Here is a 23,462-nt window from a genome sequence, read left to right on the forward strand (position 1 = left end):
ATCGATTTAACAGTTCCCCGCCCTCGGGTCGCTGCAATCCGCGTATTGCAGATCAAATCAGCATAGTTCGCCCGACGCCAGCCTTGAAAGACGCGCAACTAACGCAATCATTGTAATGGCTGACGCCCCGTCCCATCCTTTTTGCACGCGCTGCGGAAAGGTTGCGATTCTCGCCAGATACTTTCGCACAGAGCCAACCAGGGACACCGCATGTCGAACCGTCCAGCCGAAACCGACCCGCATCAGACACCGCGCCATACCGGCGGCTCCGACTGGTGGCGGGGTGCCGTTCTCTATCAGATATATCCCCGCAGTTTTCAGGACGACAACGGTGATGGCATCGGGGATCTGCCAGGGATTACCCGCCGTCTCGATCATGTGGCCAACTTGGGCTGCGACGGCATCTGGCTGTCTCCGATCTTTCCCTCGCCCATGGCCGACATGGGTTATGACGTCTCAGATTACGTCGATATCGACCCGCTGTTCGGGACGCTGACGGACTTCAGTGCCCTGATCGACCGGGCCCATGACCTGGGACTGAAAGTCATCGTGGACCAGGTGATGAACCATTCCTCGAACCTGCATCCCTGGTTCGTCGAAAGCCGCTCCAGCCGCGATAATCCGCGCGCCGACTGGTACGTCTGGCGCGATCCAAAGCCGGACGGATCGCCGCCCAACAACTGGCCTTCGGTCTTTGGCGGACCGGCCTGGACATGGGACGGCGAGCGTCGACAGTATTATCTGCACTCCTTCCTCGCCGAACAGCCCGACCTGAACTACCTCAACCCCGACGTGCAGCAGGCTGTGCTGGATGCCATGCGCTTCTGGCTGGAACGTGGCGTTGACGGCTTCCGCCTCGATACGGTCAATTATTTTTTCTACGACCCCGAGCTGCGCGATAACCCCGCAAAATCGTTCAAAGGGGAAAAACCCCCGGTGAACCACTACGACTGGCAGCTGCATCTGTATTCCAAAAGCCGCCCGGAGAACGTCGAGTTTCTGCGCCGGATGCGTGCCCTGACGGATGAATACCCCAACAGGATGCTGCTGGGCGAGGTTGGCGATGCCGATCAGGCGATCGAACTGATGGGTGAATACACCTCGGGCAACGACAAGCTGCACATGGCCTATTCCTTCGACATGCTTTCCGATCTCTACACGCCGGACCATTTCCGCGAGGTGATAAATGGCTTTTGGGCGGGCGCACCGGATGGCTGGCCGCTCTGGTCGATGTCCAACCACGACGTCGTGCGTCATGCGACCCGCTGGGCGGCCAAGGACAGCGGCAATGATGCGCTGGCCCGACAGGCGATTGCCTTGCTGCTGGCGTTCGAAGGCTCGATCTGCCTGTACCAGGGCGAGGAACTGGGCCAGACCGATACCGATCTTCTCTACTCGGAGCTGACGGACCCGGTCGGCCTGCGTTTCTGGCCCGCCAACAAGGGGCGCGATGGCTGCCGCACGCCGATGGTCTGGGTCGCCCAGGATCCACAGGGCGGCTTTACCACGGGCACGCCTTGGCTGCCCGTAAAGCCGGCGCAAGCGGCCCGCGCGGTCGACGTGCAAGTGGAAAACACCGCTTCGATACTGACACATTACCGACGCATGATTGCGTATCGCCGCGCCACGCCTGCGTTGGCTCATGGCAAGATGCGTTTTGTCGATGCGCCCGATCCGGTGTTGCGCTTCACACGCGGGGCCGGGGCCGACGCGCTCGACTGCGTCTTCAACCTGTCGACGAACCCGCAACGCGTACCATGCCCCGGCACAGCGGCGATCACCGGCCCCTCTCAGGCGGCTGAACTGACGGGCGATGAACTGACCCTCGGGCCGAACGGCTGGGCCTTTCTTGTCAATGACAGGGCCGGCAAATGACCCCAAGACTGCATCCTGGAAACCTTTAAGCCATTGGGAAACATGATGGATCAGACCGGACTGCCACAGACCGCACTCGTCGGACCATCTTCCATCCAAGATCAGCATCAGCCCTATTGGGGCGTTCATCTTCGCAACCGGGGCAACGATGGTGCCGCGCCTCTCTGGCAGGCCGCGCTTTGGGCCCCCGACACCGATCACGTGACCCTCGTCCTGCAAGGAGAGCGGTACGCCATGCACCGTGGCACCGATGGCAGGCATCTGCTTGAGTTTTCGGCCCCCTTCGGCGCGGAGTATGGCTTTGATCTCGGCGCGGGCCTGCGCCCCGATCCCGCCGCCCGACGTCAGGCAGATGGCGTTCACGGGCCCTCAGTCCTCGTCGACCCCCACCATGCGTGGCCCGCCTCCGAGGATGGCTGGAGCGGTCGCCCCTGGGACGACGCCGTCATCCTGGAAATCCATATCGGTCTCTTCACGCCGGAGGGGACATTCGCCGCCGCCGCGTCCCGCCTGCGCGGGTTGGCGGATCTGGGGATCACCGCTGTCGAAATCATGCCAGTGGCCCAGTTTTCGGGAACCCGGGGGTGGGGCTATGACGGCGTTCTGCCCTATGCGCCACATGGCACCTACGGCACCCCGACCGACATGAAGGCGTTTGTCGCCACCGCCCATGCCCTTGGCATCGCTGTCATTCTGGATGTTGTGTATAATCACTTCGGTCCTGATGGTGCCTATCTGCATGAAATCGCACCCGGCTTTTTCGACGCAGGGCGCAGCACACCATGGGGGGCCGGAATCGATTATACCCGCCCTGCCGTGCGCGACTTCTTTCTGTCGAACGTCGCCATGTGGATTGGCGACTTTCACATAGATGGCCTGCGCATCGACGCCGCACATCAGATCCGGGATCCGTCGGACCCGGAGCTGCTGACCGAAATCGCCAGGACAGCCCGCGTCACCGCTGGCCCGCGCACCATCTGGCTGGTGCTGGAGGATGAACGTAACCTGACCTGGCCAACACAGCCCGTCACCGGCCCCTACGATGCCCAGTGGAACGACGATTATCACCACGCCCTGCATTGCCTGCTGACAGGCGAGGATGAAAGTTACTACGCGCCCTTTGCCGCCGACCCCCTTGCCGATCTGCTGCTGGCTCTGCGCGAAGGCCAGGTCGATCAGGGCCAGCCGCGCCCAGGTGGCGCCAGCCCGCGCGGAATGCCCTCGGCGCATCTGCCCGTGACGGCCTTTGTCAATTCGAACCAGACACATGACCAGATCGGCAACCGTGCCCACGGCGACCGCCTGATCAGTCTTGTCGGCGACGAAGCGGCATGGATCGCCCATGCCCTGCTGCTGACGGCGCCTTTCATCCCGATGCTGTTCATGGGCGAAGAGGCGGGTGAAACTGCCCCCTTCTGCTTTTTCGCAGACCTGCCGGAACCCTTGGCCAGCGCCACCCGCAAGGGGCGGCAGGCCGAGTTTTCACGTTTTTCATCTTTCAGTGGCAAGGTGCCCGACCCCATGTCACGGGCAACCTTCGACGCGTCACGCCCCTATCTCGGGCAGGCAGATCGGCTTTCGCAATGGCGCGACTGGACCTCTCGTCTGGTTCAAGTCCGACGGGACCATGTCCTTCCCTTGATCAGATCTGGCCGAGGCGCGCCAACGCAAGCCAAGGCGACCGGCGCCCGCAGTCTTTCCGTGCTGTGGCGCTTTGCTGCCGGAGAGCTGTTGATCAACGCGAACCTCGGCTCGCCCCCTGACACCCCGGTTCCGCATGTCCCCCAGCCTGAAATCGCTGTCGGAAACATCGATACCGATCCCTTTGCCTTCACGCTCAGCATAAGGCCCGCATCATGATGGCATCCAGATGCCCGGACGCGCTCAACACCGCGACTGCAACCTACCGCATCCAGCTCCGCGATGACGTCGGTTTCGCGGAGGTCGCGGAGTGGCTGCCGCATCTCGCGCGGCTCGGCATCAGCCATCTCTACCTCTCACCGATCTTTACCGCGCAAACCGGATCGACCCACGGATACGACATCACCCGACCCGACCAGATCGAACCGACGCTGGGCGGGCGCGCGGGGTTTGAAAAGCTGGCACTGAGCGCGCAAAAGCATGGCCTGGATATCGTCATTGATATCGTGCCCAATCACACAACCCTCAGCTTTGAAAACATCTGGCTGCGCGACGTGCTGCGACACGGAGCCAGCAGCCGATACGCCCGACATTTTGACATTGATTGGGACGGTCGCATGCGGCTGACGATGCTGGGCGATGCGTTCGAGGTCGTTGCCGCCAATGAAACAGGAGAGCTGGCCCAGGAGCCTGATGGCCCCGTACTGCGCCTTGCCGGCCTGTCCGTTCCCCTGAACCCGGCCACGTGCGAGGGCCTGCCGTATGGCCCGCTGAACCCCGCCCGCCTGCGCGCCCTGCATGATGCACAGCCCTGGCAACTGGTCCACTGGGAGACGGAGCGCGATCATCTGTCACATCGGAGATTCTTCAACGTGACCTCGCTGATCGGGATGCGCATCGAGGATCCGCAGGTCTTTGAGGAGATGCACGCCCTGACCTTCGACCTTGTCGAATCCGGGCTGGTTCAAGCCTTGCGCGTCGATCACGTTGATGGGCTTGCAGACCCCGTTACCTACATGGAAAGGTTGGCCGCACGTCTGCCGGAGACGCCAATTTGGGTCGAAAAGATCCTGACCGGCGATGAAGCATTGGACGACAGCTGGCCCGTGGCAGGCACCACGGGGTATGAGGCTGCGCGCGCGATTACCGCGGTGCTCAGCGTGCCCGAAGGCGTGGCGCGCCTGGCAGGCGCCTGGGCAGAGACGACCGGCAGCAAGGCGGATTTTCATAGCGCCCTGCACACCGCGAAACACGAGGTAATCCGCCAAGAGCTGTCGGCGGAGCTGACGCAACTGGTCCTGCTGGCACAGGCGCTCGCCTCCAGTTTGCCACATCTGGAAACAGGCCCGGAGACATTGCGCGAAGTGCTGATTGCCTTGCTGGTCGAAATGCCCCGTTACCGTACGTACTTTGCCGACGGCCTTGCACGCCCCGAAGACATTGCGTTGTGGCAAACCGTACAGGATCGGGCCGCGACACATCTGCGCAATGATCGCGTCCTGCGGATTCTGGGTGCGGAAATTGCCACGGGCAGCGGTGCCGCAGCGCATCGCCTGCGTGTCCGCTTTCAACAAGTCAGTGGCGCCCTGCTGGCCAAGGCCCATGAGGACACTGCCGGCTTTCGCCATGTGCCCTACCTTGCCGCGAACGAAGTCGGCGCGGACCCCGATGATCCGACCATGTCGATAGGGGCATTTGCCACCTTTTGCCGGGACAGGTTGCGCAACTGGCCGGCGGCTCTGACATTGACGTCATCTCATGACACCAAGCGATCCGAAGACGCGCGAATGCGCCTCGTTGCGATCAGCCACGACCCAGAGGCATTCCTGTCACTGCTGGGCGCGACCAGGTCGCGCGCCGATGCCAAAGAGATCACGGCGGCAAACCTTTGGCTGCTGACTCAAAGCGCCCTGGCAATCTGGCGACCGCGCGATGATCCCGACGGCGGCGATGTCGGCGCGCGTCTGGCCGCCCATATGCAGAAGGCACTGCGCGAGGCCAAGCAGGCGACGTTCTGGCCCTATCCGAATCCCGATATCGAAAACCCGGTTTGCGCATTGGCGGTTGCCCTGATGTCCGACTGGCAGGCAAACCCGCCGGCCGAACTGCTGCGTCTTTGCCAGCGGGGCCAGACGCTGTCGCTGTGCCAACTGGCCCTCAAATGCGTTATGCCCGGCCTGCCCGATATCTACCGAGGTACCGAAGCAGCCGCGCTTGATCTGACCGATCCCGACAACCGCCGTCCCGTTGCCCTGCATCACCTGTCGGACCTACCCTCCCGGGGCGACTTCGACGGGCAAAAGGCGCGGCTCATGGCGCACCTTCTGGCAGCACGCAAAGCTGACCCCGGGCTGTTCCTTGCCGGCAGCATCGAAATCGACGCCACGAAGGGGGCCATCACCCTTGTACGCAAATCCAAAAGCGGACGCACCTTTGCCCTTTCCCTGCGCCCCTGGCTGCCATCGTCGCAGGCGGTAGAGATCAACGTGAACTCGTCCGAGCTGAGCCTGAACCTGTCTCATGCAGACTCGGATCGTTGATCTGGCGACGCCCCCCGTGTTATCGGTTACAGTGTGAAATTCATTGTCTCGCTCGGCGCCTGGCGACAAAGGATCAGCACCATGTCCCACCTTGACCAAGGCAAGACTGTCGAAAGGGCGATGCAACCGATCGCCGACCTTGATGTCCCGAAACGCCTTCGTGCCAGCGTCGACAAACAGAACCAGATCCTTCTGGATCTGGCCATCTCCCTGGTGCAGGCAGGGCTACCCGAAGATCAGGTTCGTTCGATCATAGATGCCGCCTGCGCCTCTTACCGGGACGAGTTGGTTTCGACCATTCCGGCAATAAGAGCGCAAGATGGATGAGCGGCGGCGATTGAACGACGAACCGGGACGACTTGCAGCCCTCAGGCGCGCCGGAATCCTCGATACCCCGCCTGAAGAGCCGTTTGAGCGGATCACCGAACTGGTGCGGTCCGTTCTGGGCGTCCCCATCGCAACTGTCAGCCTTGTCGATGAAGAACGTCAGTGGCTAAAATCCAGCGTCGGGTTGACGATTACCGAAACACCGCGCGACCTTTCGTTTTGCACACATACGATCAAGACACGTGAGCCTCTGATCGTGCCTGATGCAAGGCTGGATACGCGCTTTCGCGACTTTCCCTACGTGATCGGAGAGCCCGGTGTGCGCAGTTACCTCGGCCTGCCGCTTGAAACCCCCGACGGATACAACCTGGGCGCGCTCTGCGCGATCGACACCGTGCCGCGTGATTTCACGACGACCGAAGCTGCCATCATGAAAAACTTTTCCAGGCTCGTCATGAACGAGCTGGAATTGCGCCAGATCGCCATGAGCGACTCCCTGACCGGTGCGATGACGCGAAGGGGCTGGATGGAGGCGGTTGAGACCCAGATTGCCCGCTGCCGCAGAAACGGTCAGGCATCGTCGATCGTGTTGCTGGATGTCGACCATTTCAAGCGCATAAACGATGGCCATGGACATGCTGCGGGCGACCGGATCCTGCGCGGCGTCGCGCAGGCCTGTTTTGCCAACCTGCGCGACGCCGACCTTTTCGCCCGCATCGGCGGCGAAGAATTTGCCATATTTCTGCCCATGACCGATGCGGCGCACGCCGCGGCATTGGCCGAACGTCTGCGCGAACAGATCTCTCTGACGCCCTACGATCTGGACGGGGCGGCGGTGCGGATCACCGCCAGTTTTGGCATCACCCAGGTCCGGGCAGATGTCGAAGGGGTCGAGGCCGGACTGAAGATCGCCGATGCCATGTTGTATCGTGCCAAGCTGGATGGTCGCAATGTGTGTCGCGTCGCCTGACGTGCACGGCGCCCAATTCTTGCGCCATCTGCAAATCGCGGCACCGTCCGGGACTGGGGAAATGACAAGCTGTTCCGCGACCCGCCTTTGACGCGATATTGCCCCGATGCGGGTCAAAGGGTACGGTTCCGACACAGATTTGAGTGCTTTTCGCAGGCTCTGATCGCAGCGCCGCGCGGCGGAATGGCGGGCAAGCGGATGAATTGGTTTTGAATTCCGCCCGCCAAGAGGTTGACTTGTCGTTCGCCAAGCCCACCAATATAGCCATTGGCGGCGATTGAACCCGCCTGAAAATCCGGGATAAGAAGCACCCAAGTGCCCGCCCCGCCTGAATATTGCAGTTTGAACCGGACCCATCTTTCCATTTTTCGGACCGGGACACGCCATTTTTTCATGGCACTGCCTTAGATAGCAAAGACGATCGGGAGGATCACATGACGTCACTTAAACCCCGCGGCGCTCGCGCGACCGCGCTTCTTGGCACCGCTCTCGCCATCTGCCTGGGTCAGGCCGTTGCCGCACAGGATCTGCGCCTCTGGACAACCGAAGAGCAGCCCGAACGGCTGGCCCGACAGGAGCAGTTGGCCGCCGATTTCGAAGAGGCCACCGGTATTTCCGTCGCGGTCATTCCGGTCACGGAAAGCGATCTGGGCACGCGCGCGACAGCTGCCTTTGCCGCCGGCGACCTGCCGGACGTAATTTACCATACCCTGCAATACGCGCTGCCCTGGGCAGAGGCCGGATTGCTGGACACGGCCGCCGCGACAGAGGTGGTCGAGGATCTGGGCATGGACACCTTTGCCCCCGGTGCGCTGGACATGGCGGCATTTGATGGTGGCATCGCCTCGGTCCCGGTTGATGGCTGGACGCAGATGATCCTGTACCGCAAGGATCTTTTCGAGGAAAAAGGGCTGGAGCCGCCCACGACCTACGACGCCGTGACCAAGGCTGTAGAGGCGCTGAACAACCCCCCAGAGATGTACGGATTTGTTGCCGCGACCAAGGTCGACGACAACTTCATGAGCCAGGTTCTGGAACATGTCTTCCTTGCCAACGGCGTCAGCCCGGTCGGCCCGGATGGCTTTCAGCCGCTGGATGAGAGGAAGACGGTAGAGGTGCTGAATTTCTACAAGACCATCGCGGATGCCTCGCCTCCGGGTGATCTGTTCTGGAAGCAATCGCGCGAAGTCTATTTTGCCGGTGATGCCGCGATGATCATCTGGTCGCCGTTCATCCTGGACGAACTTGCTGGCCTGCGCGACAGCGCCCCGCCGACCCTCACCGACGACCCCACGTCGGCCGAACTCGCGTCAAAGACAGGTATCGTCACCAACTTTGCAGGGCCGTCCAACCCCGACGGCGCGGCCTGGGCCGAAATGAACATGTTCGGTATCACGGCTGACGCCGAGGTCGACGACGCCATTGATTTCGTCAAGTTCTCGATGAACGAGGGCTACATGAACACGCTGGCCATTGCGCCTGAAGGCAAGTTTCCGATCCGGCGCGGAACCGAAGACGAACCGACCAAGTTCGCGGATGGTTGGGCGAAACTTGATGTTGGCGTCGATCGCAAGGCACCCTTGGGTGATCTGTACGCGGCTGACATGATTGACGAAATTGTCGGCGGACTGGACGTGGCACAGCGCTGGGGTGTCGAGGACGGGCAGCTCGCCCTCGCGTCTCAGATGGTGAACACCCAGATCATCAACCGCTATGTGCGCGAATTCATCGACGGCCGCCGCTCCGCGGAAGAAACCGTCGCCGTGATGAATGAAGAGTTGGCCAAGGTCGAATAATGGCAATCTGCACCATCGGGGGCGTGGCATGAGCACCGCCCCCTCCGTCCCCCCCAGGCCGCCGCGCGGTCGTGGGCCGCTGGCCCGCCGAGAGGCGCGGCTGGCATGGCAATTGCTGGCGCCGACCCTGGCGGCGGTGTCACTGGTCGTGATCCTGCCGCTATTGGCCATTTTCTGGATCTCGTTCAAACCGGTCACCCTGGCAGACCTGCGCCCTCCTGCGCCTGTGGTCAGGGAAAGCCTGCGTGGCTCGGGCGAGGATATGCGGGTCGAATACAGCCTGCGCAACTCCTCGCAGGATCAGACCGTGTCGGGTGTCGTGCTGACGGACACCTTGCCCGATGTGCTGTCATTTCGGGGCTCGCCCGAAGCGCCCTGCCAAGCGGATGGCAAGGTTCTGACCTGCAATTTCGGTGATATCGAAGGTGGGTTCCGCACCCGCGTGGCAGTTCCCGTAACTGGCCAGGGTGACGACGACGCGCTGGAGGCCGCTGCCGAAGGGTCGGAACCAACTGTTACCGGCACCGCCCCCAACGTCCTGACGAACCTGACGTTCACCTGGCAGAACTTCGCCCGGATCTTTGATGGCAGCGAATTCTGGAACGTCCTGGGCGTGACGCTGTTCTATACCTTTTTCGGCACCGCCGGCGCGCTGGTTGTCGGACTGTTCGCGGCCCTGCTGCTGGATCGGTCCTTCAAGGGACAGGGCATTCTGCGCGGGCTTTACCTGTTTCCCTATGTCGCCCCGGTCATTGCCGTCGCCTTCACCTGGGTGACGCTGTTCGATCCGTTTTCGGGTTCGGCAAATGCGCTGCTGATCCAGATGGGCGTCAGCCAGTCCGCGATCAACTTTTTCGGGGAACGCCCCCTTGCGCTGGTCATGGTGACCCTGTTCGAGATCTGGCGCTATTTCCCTCTTTCCTTCCTGTTCATCCTGGCCAGAATGCAGTCGATCGACACCGATATGTACGAAGCTGCCGATATGGACGGGGCTTCGCCGTTTCAGAAATTCCGCTTTCTGTCATTGCCGCAACTGCTTGGGATCCTTTCGGTTCTCTTCCTCTTGCGGTTCATCTGGACCTTCAACAAGTTCGACGACATCTTTCTGCTGACCGGCGGTAATGCCGGGACGCGGGTGTTGACGGTGAATGTCTATGAACAGGCGTTCGATCTGGCCAACATCGGCGCGGGCGCGGCGGTGGCCGTGGTGATTTTCCTGTGTCTGACGCTGTTCAGTATCTTCTTTTTCCGCGTCATGAGCCGGGAGGAAGGCCTGTGACCCCTGCCCGCCAAGTTCGGAGCCAACCATGAAGAGCCTGAGAACCGGATACATCACCGGCGCAGCCCTGGGCGTGCTCTGGTCCTTCACCATGGCAGTGACCGTGGCCGTCGCGATGAGCTTTGCCACCGGCGACGGCTTTCGTCCCGGCACTCTGGGCATTGTCCTGTCGGGCCTGCTGTGCGGCGCCCTGTCCGCGCGCGTGGGTCGCTGGGTCGCACCGGTGGCCGGCGTCGTGATCTATGCCGTGCTGACCGCTGTCGGCCTGCCCCCTGTCGTCGCCGAGGGAGGGATGCTGCATGTCGTGTTGAGCGCGGTAATCGGCGGCGCTGTTGTCGGGCTGGGCATGTGGGCGATCAGTGGCGACCTGCCGCCCGGTGCGCTGACCCGGCATGAGTTCGAGGCGTCGATCATCCGGTTTCTGACCGGGTTCGGCTATGTCTTCTTCACCGCCATCGTGGTGATCCCCTTCTACGTCATGGTGATGACCAGCCTGAAAAGCCAGCAGGCGCTGTTGCAGAATCCGCTCGATTTCAGCCTGGACCTGTCGCGCGGATGGGACCTGCTCCGCAGCTACCGGGAATTGCTGACCGACTACAACTTTGGTCAATACCTCTGGACCAGCTTCTTTATCTCGGTCCTTACGGTGTTGATCACCTTGGCTTTTTCGATCCCAGGTGCCTATGCCGTCGCACGCCTGCGGTTTCGTGGCCGCGCCGCGATGTCCCGGTCGGTGCTGTTGATCTACATGGTGCCGATGATCGTTCTGGCGCTGCCGATCTACATCGGCTTTTCGATGGCCGGGCTGCGCAATACCGTGTTCGGGATCATCGTGATCTATCCGGTCACCACCATCCCGGTCGCGCTGTACATGCTTCAGGGCTATTTTCGCGGGTTGCCCGCCGAGGTCGAGGAGGCGGGGCTGATGGACGGCCTGTCGCGCCTTGCCGTGATCTGGAAGATCACGTTGCCGCTGTCCCTGCCCGCCTTGGCGTCCGTGTCGCTCTATGTCTTCATGATTGCATGGAACGAATTCCTGTTGGCTTTCATGCTGTTGGACGACCCTTCAAAGTTTACTCTGACCCGGGGGATCGCCAGCCTGAACTCTTCGGAGATACCGCGGCAGCACCTGATGGCGGGGGCCGTGATCGCGACCGTCCCGATCATGGGGCTGTTCCTGGGGCTGGAAAGATTCATGACACGCGGGCTTACCGCGGGATCTGTGAAAGGATGAGGCGATGAGCGCTATCACATTGAAAGCAGTCGAAAAATGGTACGGCCCGGTCCAGGTGATCAAGGGCATCGACCTTGAGGTGCACCCCGGCGAATTCGTCGTGTTCGTCGGCCCGTCGGGTTGCGGCAAATCCACTCTTCTGCGGATGATCGGCGGGCTGGAGGAGATCAGCCGGGGGCAGTTGCTGATCGACGGGCGCGACGCCACCAGCGAGGCCCCGAGCCAGCGCGGGTTATCGATGGTGTTCCAGAGCTATGCGCTTTATCCGCACATGTCCGTGGCCGACAACATGGGCTTCAGTCTGAAAACCGCCGGAGCGCCGAAGTCGGAGATCGATGCCAAGGTCGGCACCGCCGCCGAGGTGCTGAAGCTGGAGGAGCTGCTGGACCGGCGGCCCAAGGACCTGTCCGGCGGGCAACGGCAGCGGGTGGCCATCGGGCGATCCATCGTGCGCGATCCGACGGCGTTTTTGTTCGATGAACCGCTGTCTAACCTGGACGCCGCGCTGCGCGTCGAGATGCGGTATGAAATTGCCAAGCTGCACCAACGCCTTGAAAAAGCGATGATTTACGTGACCCATGACCAGGTCGAAGCGATGACGCTGGCAGATCGGATCGTGGTTCTGGACGCCGGGCGTATCGCGCAGGTCGGCACCCCGCGCGAGCTGTACGAGCGGCCGGCGAACCTGTTCGTGGCGCAGTTCATCGGGTCGCCCAAGATGAACGTATTGCCCTGCACCACCGTGGAAGGCAGCTGGAAGATCGAAGGCGGACGGGGCGATATCGGGGCCCCGGAGGGGGCCGTGCACCTTGGAATCCGGCCCGAACATATCGAAGTGCTGCCCGCTGGCCAGGGGGATTGCGACGTACGTCTGGATGTCGTGGAATACCTTGGCGCGGATACCTTTCTGGTCTGTGACGGCGGGCCGATGGGCCGGCTGACGGTGCGGGTCATCGGCAATACCGTGCTGCGCCCCGGCGCCGATTGCGGGCTGCGGTTCGACCGGACGCGGATGAGCTTTTTCGACGAGACCGGCAAGACGTTGCGCTGAGCCGGGGCGCAACGTCGGTCTATCCGGGCTAAACCCTTGATATCGCCGGATTCGAACGTCGGTATTTGGGCGGTATCTATACGGTATCTGAACGGTGTTTTTTGAAAGGGGCGGAACGTGGCGCAGTACACTCTGTATTATTGGCCGATCCCGTTTCGTGGCGCGTTCGTGCGCGCCGCTCTGGCCCATGCCGGGGCAAGCTGGGACGAGGCCGGGTTCGACGCGACGCTTGATCAACGCGCCGCCGATCCCGCGCAGCAACTGGTGCCCCACATGGGGCCGCCCGTTCTGGTGGAGCACGCCACGGGGCTGAGCCTGTCGCAGATGCCGGCGATCCTGATCTACCTGGGCGAGGCGCATGGGCTGCTGGGCCAGGACAGGGCCCAAAAGGCGCTGTGCCTGAAGTTGATCAGCGATGCCAACGACGTGTTGTACGAGATGACCCGCTATAACGGCGCGCAGGTCTGGACCAGTGAGAGCTGGGCCGCGTTCCAGCCGCGCCTGGCCCGATGGATGGCGATTTTCGAACAGCTTGGCCTGCGCCATGGGCTGCGGCGGGAAGACGGCTATATGCTGGGCACCGAAGCGCCGAATATGGCAGATTTGGTGGTATCGACGCTTTGGGGAACCATGACGGACCGGTTTCCGCCCCTGCGGACGCTGCTGGACACCCACGCCCCGGCAATCGCTGGCCTGTCCGACCGGATCGCTGCCCTGCCCGCGCAGGCCGCCCTGATCGAACGATCCCGCGCAACCTATGGCTCTGCCTGGTGCGGGGGCCAGATCGAGGCGTCCTTGCGCGCGGTATTGGCGGGCGATGCAGGCGGCACACCTGGCTGACGCCCACCCGACTGACGCCCACCCAGCCTGTGCGTGACCGCGCCGCTGTCGGAGACGCCGCAGAGGCTGCCGGTACCTGTCTGTAGATCGGCCGGCGGCGCGCGGCGCGGTGTCAGGCGGCGTCGACGGCCTTTTGCAACAGGTCCCGCACCTGGGCGGCCACGCCTTTCAGCGCGTCATTGTGGATGGCGGTCATCGAGGCAACGGGGTCAATCGCGCTGACCTCGACCCCCGCGTCGGTCTGGCGCAGGATCACGTTGCAGGGCAGCATGGCACCGACACGCGGTTCCATCCCGATCGCCGCGTGCGCCATTGCGGGATTGCAGGCCCCGAGGATGACATAGGGGGCCAGATCCACGTCGAGCTTTTTCTTCATCGTCGCGGCCACGTCGATTTCGGTCAGCACGCCGAAACCGTTTGCCGCCAGCGCGGCGCGGGTGCGTGTGTCGATGTCTGCGAAATCGGCGCCCGCGAACAGGCGATCGAAGGTATAAGGCATCCTGCGTCTCTCCCTTTGGGAACGTGGGCCGGTCGGCCCCGTGCCACAGCCAGGCATTCCACCTCCGACATTAAAGCATTCAGCTCAATGAATATGGAGAGGGTCCGGCGCGGCACCCTGATCTTTGCGCGCTGCACGGCGGCGGCACCCCGCATGCGCGCGCCGACCCCGTGGGCGGGCGGCACGGTCGTGCGGGGGCCAGATGGTGTGGGCGGGATCAGGCGGCGGGGTTTGCCACGCTCCAATCCGCGTACCAGGTGCGGAACAGGGTGAACTGGGCCTCGATATAGTTGCGCTGTGCGTCCGACAGCGCGTCCTCTTCGTTGAAATGCAGGGTGTAGGCCGCGTCACCGCCCAGAACCATCAGGTGCTTGTAGTACAGAACCAGGTCGGGGCCTTCGTCGAAGGATGACAGCACACCGAGCGCCGCGTCGAGTTCGAGTGCCTGGGCGCGGGCCTTTGCATCGCCGGTCGCGGCCTTTTTGCACAGAGAGACAAGGTGCAACACTTCGCGCGGCAGGGCGTTGCCGATGCCGGTGATCGCGCCGGTCGCGCCGCAATTGACGAAGCCGTGAAAGACGTTGGTGTCGACGCCGACCATCAGGGTCACGTCATCGCCCTGCGAGGTGATGTTTTCCGCCGCATAGCGCAGGTCGGCGGCACCGCCGAATTCCTTGAAGCCGATCAGGTTGGGATGTTCGGCGCGCAGGGCAAAGAACAGGTCGGCGCGGGTGGCAAAGCCGTAGTAGGGGCTGTTGTAGATGACGGCGGGCAGGTCGGGCGCGGCGGCAAGGATCGCCTTGAAATGCGCCTTTTGGGCGGCGGGCGAGGTGCCGCGCGACAGGACGCGGGGGATGACCATCAGGCCCTTGGCCCCGACCTCGGCCGCATGGGCGGCGTGGGCCACGGCCTCTTTCGTGTTCACGGCGCCGGTGCCGACGACAACGGGGATGCCGGCGGCGGCCAGTCGCGCCACGCCTTCGCGGCGCTGGTCATCGGTCAGCAGCGGCCAGTCGCCCATGGAGCCGCAGTAGACCACGGCCGACATGCCTGCCGCGATCAGCGATCTGGCCGTCGCGACAAGGGCGTCGTAGTCGGGCTGCCGGTCGGGGGTGCAGGGCGTCATCAGCGCGGGGATGGAGCCGGTGAAGATGGTGTCGGTCATGGTCTTTGGTCCTTGGGGTTGGGGCAGGGTGCAGGGCACCGCCGGGCAACAGGGTGCTGCCCGCAGGTCTGGCCGTCAGGGGTGCGGCGCGCGGCGCCACGGGTTTCGGGGGTAAGCGGGGGCTAGAACCCCACGATCTGGTCGGGCAGCCAGGTCGCCAGCGCCGGAAACAGCGCCACGATGGCGAGGGTTGCCAGTTGCAAGAGGATGAAGGGAACAACGCCCCGGCACATCTGGCCATAGGTCATGTCGGGCGGGGCGATGGATTTGAGGTAGAAGATGGACGAGGCCATTGGCGGCGTCAGATAGCTGGTCTGGATGACGATGATCGCCATGGTGCCGAACCACACCGGGTCGATCCCGGCCTGACGGATGAAGGGGGCGAACAGCGGCACGCAGATCAGCACGTTCGCCGTCCAGTCCAGCACGAAGCCCAGCAGCAGCACGATCAGCAGGAAGAACACGATCATGCCCGCATCGCCAAAGCCCGCCGCCTGCACCGCGTCGCGGATCAGACGGGAGCCGCCATTGGCTGCGAAGGTGCCCATGAACATCGTCCCCGCCGCCACGATCAACAGGATCATGGCCGAGATGCGGACGGTGATCTTGAGCGACTCGGACAGCATCGGTAGGCTGAAACGCCCGTACAGGATGCAGAGCAGCAGCGCACCGACAGCCCCGACCGCCGCCGCCTCGGTCGGAGAGGCGATCCCGGCGAGGAGCGAGCCGAGAACGGCAAAGATCAGCGCGCAGATCGGCAGCATCGAGGTGAAGGTCAGCCACAGCTTGTCGCGCAGGGACATGGTCGTGACGTCATCGACGAAATCCACGGCCTCGGGCGGGTCGATCATGCCCTGGATGATCAGGTAGGCGATGAACAGCACGATCATCAGCAGGCCGGGCAGCATCATGCCCGCCAGCAGCTCGCCCACCGAAATCTGCGCCAGCGCGGCATACATCACGGCAATGACCGAAGGCGGGATCATCGTGCCGAGCGAACCACCGGCGCAGATGGTGCCGGCGATCAGGCTGTTCTTGTAGCGATACCGTTGCATCGCGGGGATCGCCATCATGCCGATCATCACCTCGACCGCGCCGACAACCCCGGCGGCGGCGGCAAAGACCGCACCCATGGCGATGGTGGCGACGGCCAGACCGCCGGGCAGGCGACCGAGCCATATCTGCATGACGCGGAACAGCCGCTCGGCGATGCCGGAACGTTCGAGGATCGCGCCCATCAGCACGAACATCGGGATGGCCGACAGGATGAAGTTGGTCGCCGCGGAATAGAACGAACCGTAGAGCTGCCCGAAGGCGTTCGGGCCGAAGGCCAGCAGCCCGGCCCCGGCCGACACGACGATCAGCGAAAAGGCGATGGGGATGCCGGTCAGCACCAGAACGAACAGCAACGGAAACATGAAGGCGGCAACGGACATCAGGCTTATGCCTCCAGATCGAAGGAAGAACGGGTCTGGCCGACGAAGGCCCGCAGACCCTGCACCGCGACTTGCAGCGTCAGGGCGACAAGGCCGAGGGCGAGCAGGCTGTAGAACGGCCACATCAGTGGCGCCCATGGGCTGACCATCTCGACCTCGGCGGTGGTCCAGGCCCGCAGCGCGCGGTTGATCGCGAACCACGACAGCCCGGCAAAGATCGGCATCAGCAGAAAGAAGAAGACCACGCCTTCGATGCCGCGGCGCAGGCGGGGCGGCAGTTTTTCCGCCAGAAAGTCGATGCGCACATGGGCGTCTTCGCGCAGGGCATAGGCGGCCCCGAGGATGAACAGCGTGCCGGTGCACATGTAGGAGATATCGAACGCCCAGATCGTCGGCGCGCTGAAGATATAGCGCGCCACGACCTCGAAGATCATCGAGGTGACCAGCACGATCGCCACGCCATCGGCGATGCGCGACAGCACCAGCGATATTCCGTCGACGATTGCAAACAGCCTTGTCATGTTGGTCACCTCGTTTTCAGATCCGTTTCGGGATCAGTCCTGGTTGCGGATCAGGTACTTGCTTTCGGCCGACCACGTGGCCTCGAATGCCTTGTACCGGGTCAGCAGCTCGTCCATCGCGGGTTTGCCGGCCTCTTTTTCGGCCTCGGCCTTTTTGGTGATCCAGTCGACGCCGGCGTCCGTCAGCTCGGTCACGAAGGCAGGGTCCAGGGTGATGATCTCGTTCTTGCCGCTGCGATAGGTTTCCATCGCTTTCACGTCGGCGCTGTAGAAATGGATCAGACCTTCCATCGTGGTGATTTCGGCGGCCTTTTCGATCAGCGGCTTGAGGTCGTCGTCAAGCGCATCCCAGGTTTCCTGTTTCAGCACGACTTCCCACAGGAAGGTCGGCTGGTGAACACCGGGAACGATGATGTACTTGGCAGCTTCGTGGAACCCTTCGGGCAGGTTCGCGGAGGGCGGGCCCCATTCGATCAGGTCGACGCCCTTGCGTTGCAGCAGGGTATAGATTTCCCCGGGCGGCACGACGGTGGGAACGGCGCCAAAGTATTCGCGCATCACTTCGGCCCAGGGACCGGAGGTGCGATATTTCATGCCCTTGAGGTCAGCGGCGGTTTTGATCGGCACGTTGGAATGGGCCATGATCTCGGACGAGCCGATGCCGACGACCAGGCTTTTGAAGCCTTCGCTGGCGCGCAGGTCATACAGGGCTTCCTTGCCGCCATCCTCGTAGATCCAGGTGATATAGGCCTCGGGGCCCATGCCACCGGGGAAACCGGCAAAGACCGCGTTGATCGGGTCCTGGTTGACCAGGTAGCTGGGGGTCGAATGGCCCGCCTGGATGATACCGTCGCGCACGCCGTCATACACCTGAAGGGCAGGGACGAGGACACCGGCACCGAAGGGTTCGATTTCGACCCGGCCGCTGGTCAGCAGGTCGACGTTGTCGGCAAAGCGTTCGAGGAAGTTGACATAGAAGGGCGATCCTTCGGGAACCGAGGTCGGCACCTGCCAGGTGACATCTGCCGCCGTCGCGGGGATCGCGGCTGCGAGCAGGGGGGCGATCAGCGCCCAACGTTTCATGGTCTTGAACATGGGAAGGTCAAAAGCTCCTGTTGTGCGCTGCGAAGGAAAGCACGCCGCAGCGTTATTGTTGGCCGGTCGCGCAGACGGGGTCGCACGACCGGAACACCCCGTCGAAGGGACGATGCAGAAACCATACATATTTGTATTTTTCGTGTCGACATGAAAAATATTCGATAGATACTGTGATTAAGTCACTACGATTTATCGGTAATTTTTCACGCCGCCGGTTTTCGCGCGCTGAATGGCCCCCGTGCGCGGCCTTGCGCAGGGCGAACGGACCTTGATTCGGCACATGGGTGAATTGGCCGTCGAGGCCCGCGAAATTACAGCGTGATGTCGCCGTTTTCGCGCCGGTCGGCGGTGATATAGGCCTGGATCTGGCGGACGATCTGATCGGCGTGCTGCTTGGCAATGCGGTCGGCGGCAGGCACGTCGGAGGCTTCGATGGCGCGCACCATCTCTTCGTGTTCGTCCAGGAACAGCGGCGGCAGATCGTCATTGAAGGACGAATAATAGAACCGCAGCAGGCGGCGCCCCTCGTCCAGCAGGCGGTCGAACAATTCGCAGTAGTAGCGATTGCGCCCGGCCAGCGCGATGGCCGAATGGAAATCGCGGTTCACCTCGATCATGTCGGACACGTCGCGGGCGGCAACGGCCTCGGCATAGCCCTGCTGCAAGTCGCGGATCGCGACGATGTCCGCCGCCGTCCGGTTGGCCGCCGCCAGTCGCGTGGTGACGCGGTACATCAACGTCAGGGCATCGAAGAACTGGGGCAGGTCGAGCAGGTCGATGGGTGCCACGATGGTCGAGCGGTTGGGCAGCGCCAGCACCAGCCCTTCGCCCGACAGCTTGATCAGCGCCTCGCGGATCGGGGTGCGTGACATGCCGAAACGTTCGGTCAGGTTGGTTTCGTCGATCGGGCTGCCGGGGCGCAGGCGCAGTTCGAGGATTTCGCGCTTGAGCGTGTCATAGACCGTCGCGACACCGGACCCGCGCCGGCGTTTGGTCTGTTCGAGCGATGGAATCGTCGGTTTGTCCATTGGCGCATCCCCTGCACACGGGCGAAAATCGTGAAGACGTCATGCCAAGTAGTAAGAAATATATATAATGTCGACAAGAGAGTGTTGGAGGGCGGCGCCACCGCCATTGAGCCTGTGCCAGGCCCCGGGCGCGGACGGCGCAACGTGCAGGCGCGCGTTGCAACACAGGTGGTTTCAGCCGATTTCGCGCGCATCCGGCCGCGTCTGCCCCCGGCAGCGAGGTTGTGCACCGGGGGGGCACGGGGGTCACTGGGGGTCAAACGGGCGGCAGGGCCAAAGCCGTGCGCCCTTTCGGCGACAATTTGTGCAACATATCCTTGTGGACTTACGGCGACGCTCGCCCGAACATGTGCACAACCGGGGCCTGCCCGTTCGCAGGCCCAGGCCGACCAGGTAATGTGTGTGTGACGAAGTCCCGTGGTGCACGGGGGAGGAGCTTTATGGGACATACTGCAGGGTACTCCGTGTGCTTTTTGCCGTTTGTGCGTCACGACCAACGACACCGCTGGCGCATCGGGACCATGCGTACCGGCAGGGGGTCGCGCCATGTCCGCTAGCCGCCTGCACGCCGATCTGAAATCGCTGTCCGTCCGCCCCCGCAAGGAGGACCTGGAACATCTGATCCGCTATACGCCGACCGGCTGTGCCCTGTCGGCCATCGTGGCGGCGATCGTCCTGATCGCCATCTGGCCCGTGGCCGGCGGTCCGGTGCTTGGGGTTTGGGCGGCCTATACGCTGGGGTTGAACATCTGGGTGTTCGCCCGCTCGGTCCGGGGCAGTCGCCGGGTGTACCGGGTCACGGCGCGGTCGCTGATGAAACTGCGTATCTTCGCCATCCTCCTGGCGCTGCCCTGGGCCGCGCTGACTCTGCTGGCCTTCGGCCTGTGGGACAATCACCAGCTGGCGCGCGTCGTCTCGTCCTTTTCGGCCGTCGGCATGGCGGCAGGCGGGGCCTTCATGTTGTACCGGGTGCTGTGGTCGGCGCTGCTGTTTCTGGTGACGATTCTGGGGGCCGTGGTCGTTGCGGTCCTGATATCGGATGTTCAGGGCGGCTGGTCCATCGCCGCCTTTTCCGTGGTGTATTGCGTGTTCCTGTCGGATTTCGCGATCAATTTCGCCCGCCTGGACTGGAGCCGCAACGACGCGCTGGATGCCCTGACATCGACGGTGGGCAAGCTGGAAAAAGCCAATACCCGGATATCGGAGCTGGCCTATGCGGATTCGGTGACCGGGCTGTCGAACCGGACGTCGTTCCAGTTCGCCTTGCAGGAGATGCTGGACACGGTCGCGCCAATCGACGCGGACGGACCCGTGAAAAGCGGCGTGGAGGGCGGATTTGCCTTGCTGCTGATGGATCTGGACCGCTTCAAGAACGTCAACGACACGCTGGGACATATCACCGGGGATGACCTGCTGGCCGCGGTCGGGCAGCGCCTGGTCGAGATCTGCCCCGCCCCCGATATCGTCGCCCGCCTCAGCGGCGATGAATTTGCCGTTCTGTGCCACACGCCGAAATGCGATCTGCCGGTGCTGATGCAGCGCATCGTGGTGGCGATGGCGCAGCCCTTTCGCGTCAACGACATCAGCATCCATACCGCCATTTCCGTCGGCGCCGCCCTGTGCCCCGACGATGCTCGCGACCCCGAGCGCCTGATGGGCATGGCCGACCTGGCACTGCGCGACGCCAAGAACGAGGGCCACGCGCAATATTGCATCTACAGCCCCGCACTTGGCCAATCCTTCGAAGAAGCCAATCACCTGGCGGACGAAGTGCGCATCGCCCTGCGCAATGGCGACCTGTCCATGCGCTATCAGCCGAAATTCCGCCTGACGGACGGCAAGATGTCGGGCGCCGAGGCGCTGATACGCTGGTACCACGCCGACATGGGCTTTGTTTCGCCCGACCGGTTCCTGCCGATCGCGGCAGAGCGTGGCCTGATGCTGGACGTGACGACGGCGGTTTTCGACATGGTGCTGAACGACATGATGGCCTGGCGCGCCGCCGGCATCAGCTTTGGCCCCGTGGCGATCAACCTGCATGCCAACGACCTGAAATCGCCCGATGTCCTGCTGAGCCACCTGGAGCGGGCGCTGGGATTGGGGTTCGGTCCCGAGCATCTGATCCTGGAGATCACCGAGGGCTGTTTCAGCGAGCGCAACCCCGAGGCCGCGATTGCCCTGCTGCAACAGATCTCGGACATGGGGTTTGAATTGTCGCTGGACGATTTCGGCACCGGCTACGCCGCCCTTTCGCATCTGCGGACGCTGCCGGTGTCGGAAATCAAGATCGACCGGTCCTTCGTGGCCGAGATCAACCAGTCAGAGCGTGATCACACCATCGTCGCCGCGACCCTGTCGATTGCCCGCAGCGCCAACCTGCGCACGGTTGTCGAAGGGGTCGAAACGCTGGACCAGGTACGCACCCTTCAGGCGCTTGGCGCGGATTATGGCCAGGGCTATTACTGGACGCCCGCCCTGAGCGCGCCCGATCTGCAACGAATGGCCCTCAAGGGACCGCGGCCCGACGAGCCGCGCCATTAGCCGCCGGATACCCGGCCAAAAAAACGCCAAAAAACCCCGGCAACGCCGCCGGGGGGCAGGGTGTGCGCAGGCAGGGTGCGCTGCCCTAGTCCTGGCGGGGCCGGATCACGCTGATCAGATCGCCACGCGCGTCCTGCGCGCCGAAGGATTTGTTGACGGCATAGACCGTGCCATCCCGCGTGGCGGTGACATCGTTGGGATAGCTGCCAAGATCGAGGTTCGCGGCAATCGTGCCATCACGACCGACCGCCGTGATGGTGCCCGCCCCCCGGTTCACGACCCAGGCAAGCCCGTTGGCCGCATCGAACCCGACGCTGAGCGCACCTGCGCCCACCGGCACATCGTGGCGCACATCGCCCGTATCGGGATCGACCAGCAGCAGGTCGTCGGACCCCTGGCCGGCCACGAACACCAGACCGCTGTCGGGATCATAGGCCACGCCGGTCGCATGGATCGCACCGGGCAGGGCGAATACCTGGGTAACCTCGGCCGTCTGCGTGTCGATCACCGCCAGTTCGCTGGTGGCGCGCGACGTGACGAATAGCCGCCCCCCCGCCGCATCCAGCGCCATGTTCATGACATAGAAGTTTTCGCCGCGCAGAGAGCTGTCGATCTCGATGATCTGGCGGGGCTCAAGCGTTTCGGCGTCGAAGACGTGCACCTTTGCGGTGGCAGAGGAGGTCACGAAGACACGGTCGCTCGCCGCATCCACCAGCACCTCCCGGCTGTGATAGACCTGCCCCTGCGGGAACTGCCGGATCAGCCGCAGATCGTCGGCGGCATAGACCGCGACACTGTTGCTGGCGGTGTTGGTGACCCAGACGTGGCCGCGCGCCTCGTCCAGACCGATGCCGAAGGCGGCGGCGGGCGCGTCCGCGAACCGGCCACCTTCGGTCGTGCGCAGCGCTTCTGGGTAGGGCGCGGGAGTGGTGCAGGCAATCACCCCGAGCGTCCGGGGATCCAGTTTCAGGATCTCGGCCGCCATGGGCCGGAACGACGAGGCCGTGACGAACAGCGCCCCGGCAGAGGGACTGTAGGCAAGCTGGTACAGACCCGGAGCGGGCGATTTCACCGAGGTGATGTCATACTCCTGCGCGCCCGACAGCGGCACGCGGGGCGAGATCTTGAGATCGAGCAGATCCGTGGTCGAGGGCGCGCTGCCCAGCACGACAATCGGGTGCATCCCCACGGCGGCGGTCTCGGGCAGGGTGAATTCAAAGGCCAGGGCGCCCTCGGCATCTGCGGTCAGCGGCGCGTCGCCGGTCAGGCTGTCCGGGCCGCGCTGAAGGGTGATGGCCTGCCCCGGCACCAGACCCTGACCGCTGAGCACGACCGTGCTGCCGGGATAGATCGGTTGATCCGGGGTGGTCGGGGCCACGCGAAAGCTGCCCGTCTGGGTGACCGGCGGCGGAAAGGCGGATTGCGCCATGGCGGGCAGGGTCGTGGCTAGCAGGGTCGCGGCGGGCAGGGTCGCGGCGGGCAGCGCGCCCAGCATCAGGACAAGCGCGGCGGCGCGGCACCCGGGGGCGGGTTTCTGTTTCAGGGTCATGGTGGGATCCTTTCGGTTCGGCCTGCTGGATGCAGGAGTGAGAAGGGCCAATCAGCACCGGCAGGGCCGACG

General features: G+C 63.4%; 19 protein-coding genes. 11 read left to right on the forward strand and 8 right to left on the reverse strand.

The window, feature by feature from the left end:
• Positions 1–210 precede the first annotated feature (210 nt).
• The 5 genes from DL237_RS02955 (at position 211) to DL237_RS02975 (ending at position 7,353) form a co-directional block, all read left to right on the forward strand.
• On the forward strand, positions 211–1,875 hold the full coding sequence (locus tag DL237_RS02955) for an alpha-amylase family glycosyl hydrolase (RefSeq protein WP_119397530.1): 1,665 nt from the start codon (positions 211–213) through the stop codon (positions 1,873–1,875).
• Positions 1,876–1,920: 45 nt separating this feature from the next.
• The gene (treZ, locus tag DL237_RS02960) at positions 1,921–3,735 is read left to right on the forward strand and encodes a malto-oligosyltrehalose trehalohydrolase (protein WP_158585579.1); all 1,815 of its coding nucleotides are present in this window, start codon (positions 1,921–1,923) and stop codon (positions 3,733–3,735) included.
• Positions 3,732–6,056 (forward strand): malto-oligosyltrehalose synthase, encoded by a 2,325-nt coding sequence (treY, locus tag DL237_RS02965; RefSeq protein WP_119397532.1) that lies wholly within the window; start codon positions 3,732–3,734, stop codon positions 6,054–6,056. Before treZ ends, treY begins: the two co-directional genes overlap by 4 nt.
• 81 nt (positions 6,057–6,137) lie before the next feature.
• Positions 6,138–6,383, forward strand: a complete 246-nt coding sequence (locus DL237_RS02970) for a hypothetical protein (RefSeq protein ID WP_119397533.1) — start codon at positions 6,138–6,140, stop codon at positions 6,381–6,383.
• The gene (locus DL237_RS02975; protein WP_119397534.1) at positions 6,376–7,353 is read left to right on the forward strand and encodes a sensor domain-containing diguanylate cyclase; all 978 of its coding nucleotides are present in this window, start codon (positions 6,376–6,378) and stop codon (positions 7,351–7,353) included. The genes DL237_RS02970 and DL237_RS02975 overlap by 8 nt, the downstream gene beginning before the upstream one ends.
• Positions 7,354–7,466: 113 nt before the next feature.
• Here the strand turns inward: DL237_RS02975 and DL237_RS20455 are convergent, their stop codons facing one another.
• Positions 7,467–7,748: a hypothetical protein gene (locus DL237_RS20455; protein WP_147405305.1), complete on the reverse strand. Its 282-nt coding sequence runs from the start codon at positions 7,746–7,748 to the stop codon at positions 7,467–7,469.
• A 39-nt stretch (positions 7,749–7,787) separates the two neighbouring features.
• Here DL237_RS20455 and DL237_RS02980 point away from each other — a divergent pair, with 39 nt between their 5' ends.
• The 5 genes from DL237_RS02980 (at position 7,788) to DL237_RS03000 (ending at position 13,553) form a co-directional block, all read left to right on the forward strand.
• Positions 7,788–9,149 carry an ABC transporter substrate-binding protein gene (locus DL237_RS02980; RefSeq protein WP_119397535.1) on the forward strand — a complete coding sequence of 454 codons (1,362 nt, stop codon included), beginning with the start codon at positions 7,788–7,790 and terminating at the stop codon, positions 9,147–9,149.
• Between the two features lie 28 nt (positions 9,150–9,177).
• Entirely contained in the window at positions 9,178–10,428 is a 1,251-nt protein-coding gene (locus DL237_RS02985; RefSeq protein ID WP_119397536.1) for a carbohydrate ABC transporter permease, read from the forward strand.
• Between the two features lie 28 nt (positions 10,429–10,456).
• Positions 10,457–11,662 (forward strand): carbohydrate ABC transporter permease, encoded by a 1,206-nt coding sequence (locus tag DL237_RS02990; RefSeq protein WP_119397537.1) that lies wholly within the window; start codon positions 10,457–10,459, stop codon positions 11,660–11,662.
• Between the two features lie 4 nt (positions 11,663–11,666).
• Positions 11,667–12,713: an ABC transporter ATP-binding protein gene (locus tag DL237_RS02995; RefSeq protein ID WP_119397538.1), complete on the forward strand. Its 1,047-nt coding sequence runs from the start codon at positions 11,667–11,669 to the stop codon at positions 12,711–12,713.
• Positions 12,714–12,830: 117 nt separating this feature from the next.
• On the forward strand, positions 12,831–13,553 hold the full coding sequence (locus tag DL237_RS03000; protein ID WP_119397539.1) for a glutathione S-transferase: 723 nt from the start codon (positions 12,831–12,833) through the stop codon (positions 13,551–13,553).
• 112 nt (positions 13,554–13,665) lie between these two features.
• Here the strand turns inward: DL237_RS03000 and DL237_RS03005 are convergent, their stop codons facing one another.
• The 6 genes from DL237_RS03005 to DL237_RS03030 form a co-directional block, all read right to left on the reverse strand.
• Positions 13,666–14,052, reverse strand: a complete 387-nt coding sequence (locus DL237_RS03005; RefSeq protein WP_119397540.1) for a DUF302 domain-containing protein — start codon at positions 14,050–14,052, stop codon at positions 13,666–13,668.
• A gap of 217 nt (positions 14,053–14,269) precedes the next feature.
• The gene (locus DL237_RS03010; RefSeq protein WP_119397541.1) at positions 14,270–15,217 is read right to left on the reverse strand and encodes a dihydrodipicolinate synthase family protein; all 948 of its coding nucleotides are present in this window, start codon (positions 15,215–15,217) and stop codon (positions 14,270–14,272) included.
• Positions 15,218–15,339: 122 nt separating this feature from the next.
• The gene (locus DL237_RS03015; RefSeq protein ID WP_119397542.1) at positions 15,340–16,653 is read right to left on the reverse strand and encodes a TRAP transporter large permease; all 1,314 of its coding nucleotides are present in this window, start codon (positions 16,651–16,653) and stop codon (positions 15,340–15,342) included.
• A gap of 5 nt (positions 16,654–16,658) precedes the next feature.
• Positions 16,659–17,174, reverse strand: a complete 516-nt coding sequence (locus tag DL237_RS03020; RefSeq protein WP_119397683.1) for a TRAP transporter small permease subunit — start codon at positions 17,172–17,174, stop codon at positions 16,659–16,661.
• 33 nt (positions 17,175–17,207) lie between these two features.
• Complete coding sequence (gene dctP, locus DL237_RS03025) at positions 17,208–18,269, reverse strand: TRAP transporter substrate-binding protein DctP (protein ID WP_233544845.1); 1,062 nt, start codon at positions 18,267–18,269, stop codon at positions 17,208–17,210.
• A 314-nt stretch (positions 18,270–18,583) separates the two neighbouring features.
• Positions 18,584–19,300, reverse strand: a complete 717-nt coding sequence (locus DL237_RS03030) for a GntR family transcriptional regulator (RefSeq protein ID WP_119397543.1) — start codon at positions 19,298–19,300, stop codon at positions 18,584–18,586.
• Between the two features lie 546 nt (positions 19,301–19,846).
• Between DL237_RS03030 and DL237_RS03035 the strand changes: the two genes are divergently transcribed.
• A complete protein-coding gene (locus tag DL237_RS03035) occupies positions 19,847–21,841 on the forward strand; it encodes a putative bifunctional diguanylate cyclase/phosphodiesterase (protein WP_119397544.1) in 1,995 nt (664 codons plus the stop codon).
• A gap of 85 nt (positions 21,842–21,926) precedes the next feature.
• Here the strand turns inward: DL237_RS03035 and DL237_RS03040 are convergent, their stop codons facing one another.
• Entirely contained in the window at positions 21,927–23,390 is a 1,464-nt protein-coding gene (locus DL237_RS03040) for a YncE family protein (RefSeq protein WP_119397545.1), read from the reverse strand.
• Positions 23,391–23,462: the final 72 nt, after the last annotated feature.

The sequence above is a fragment of the Pseudooceanicola sediminis genome (assembly GCF_003575965.1).
Classification (GTDB): domain Bacteria; phylum Pseudomonadota; class Alphaproteobacteria; order Rhodobacterales; family Rhodobacteraceae; genus Pseudooceanicola; species Pseudooceanicola sediminis.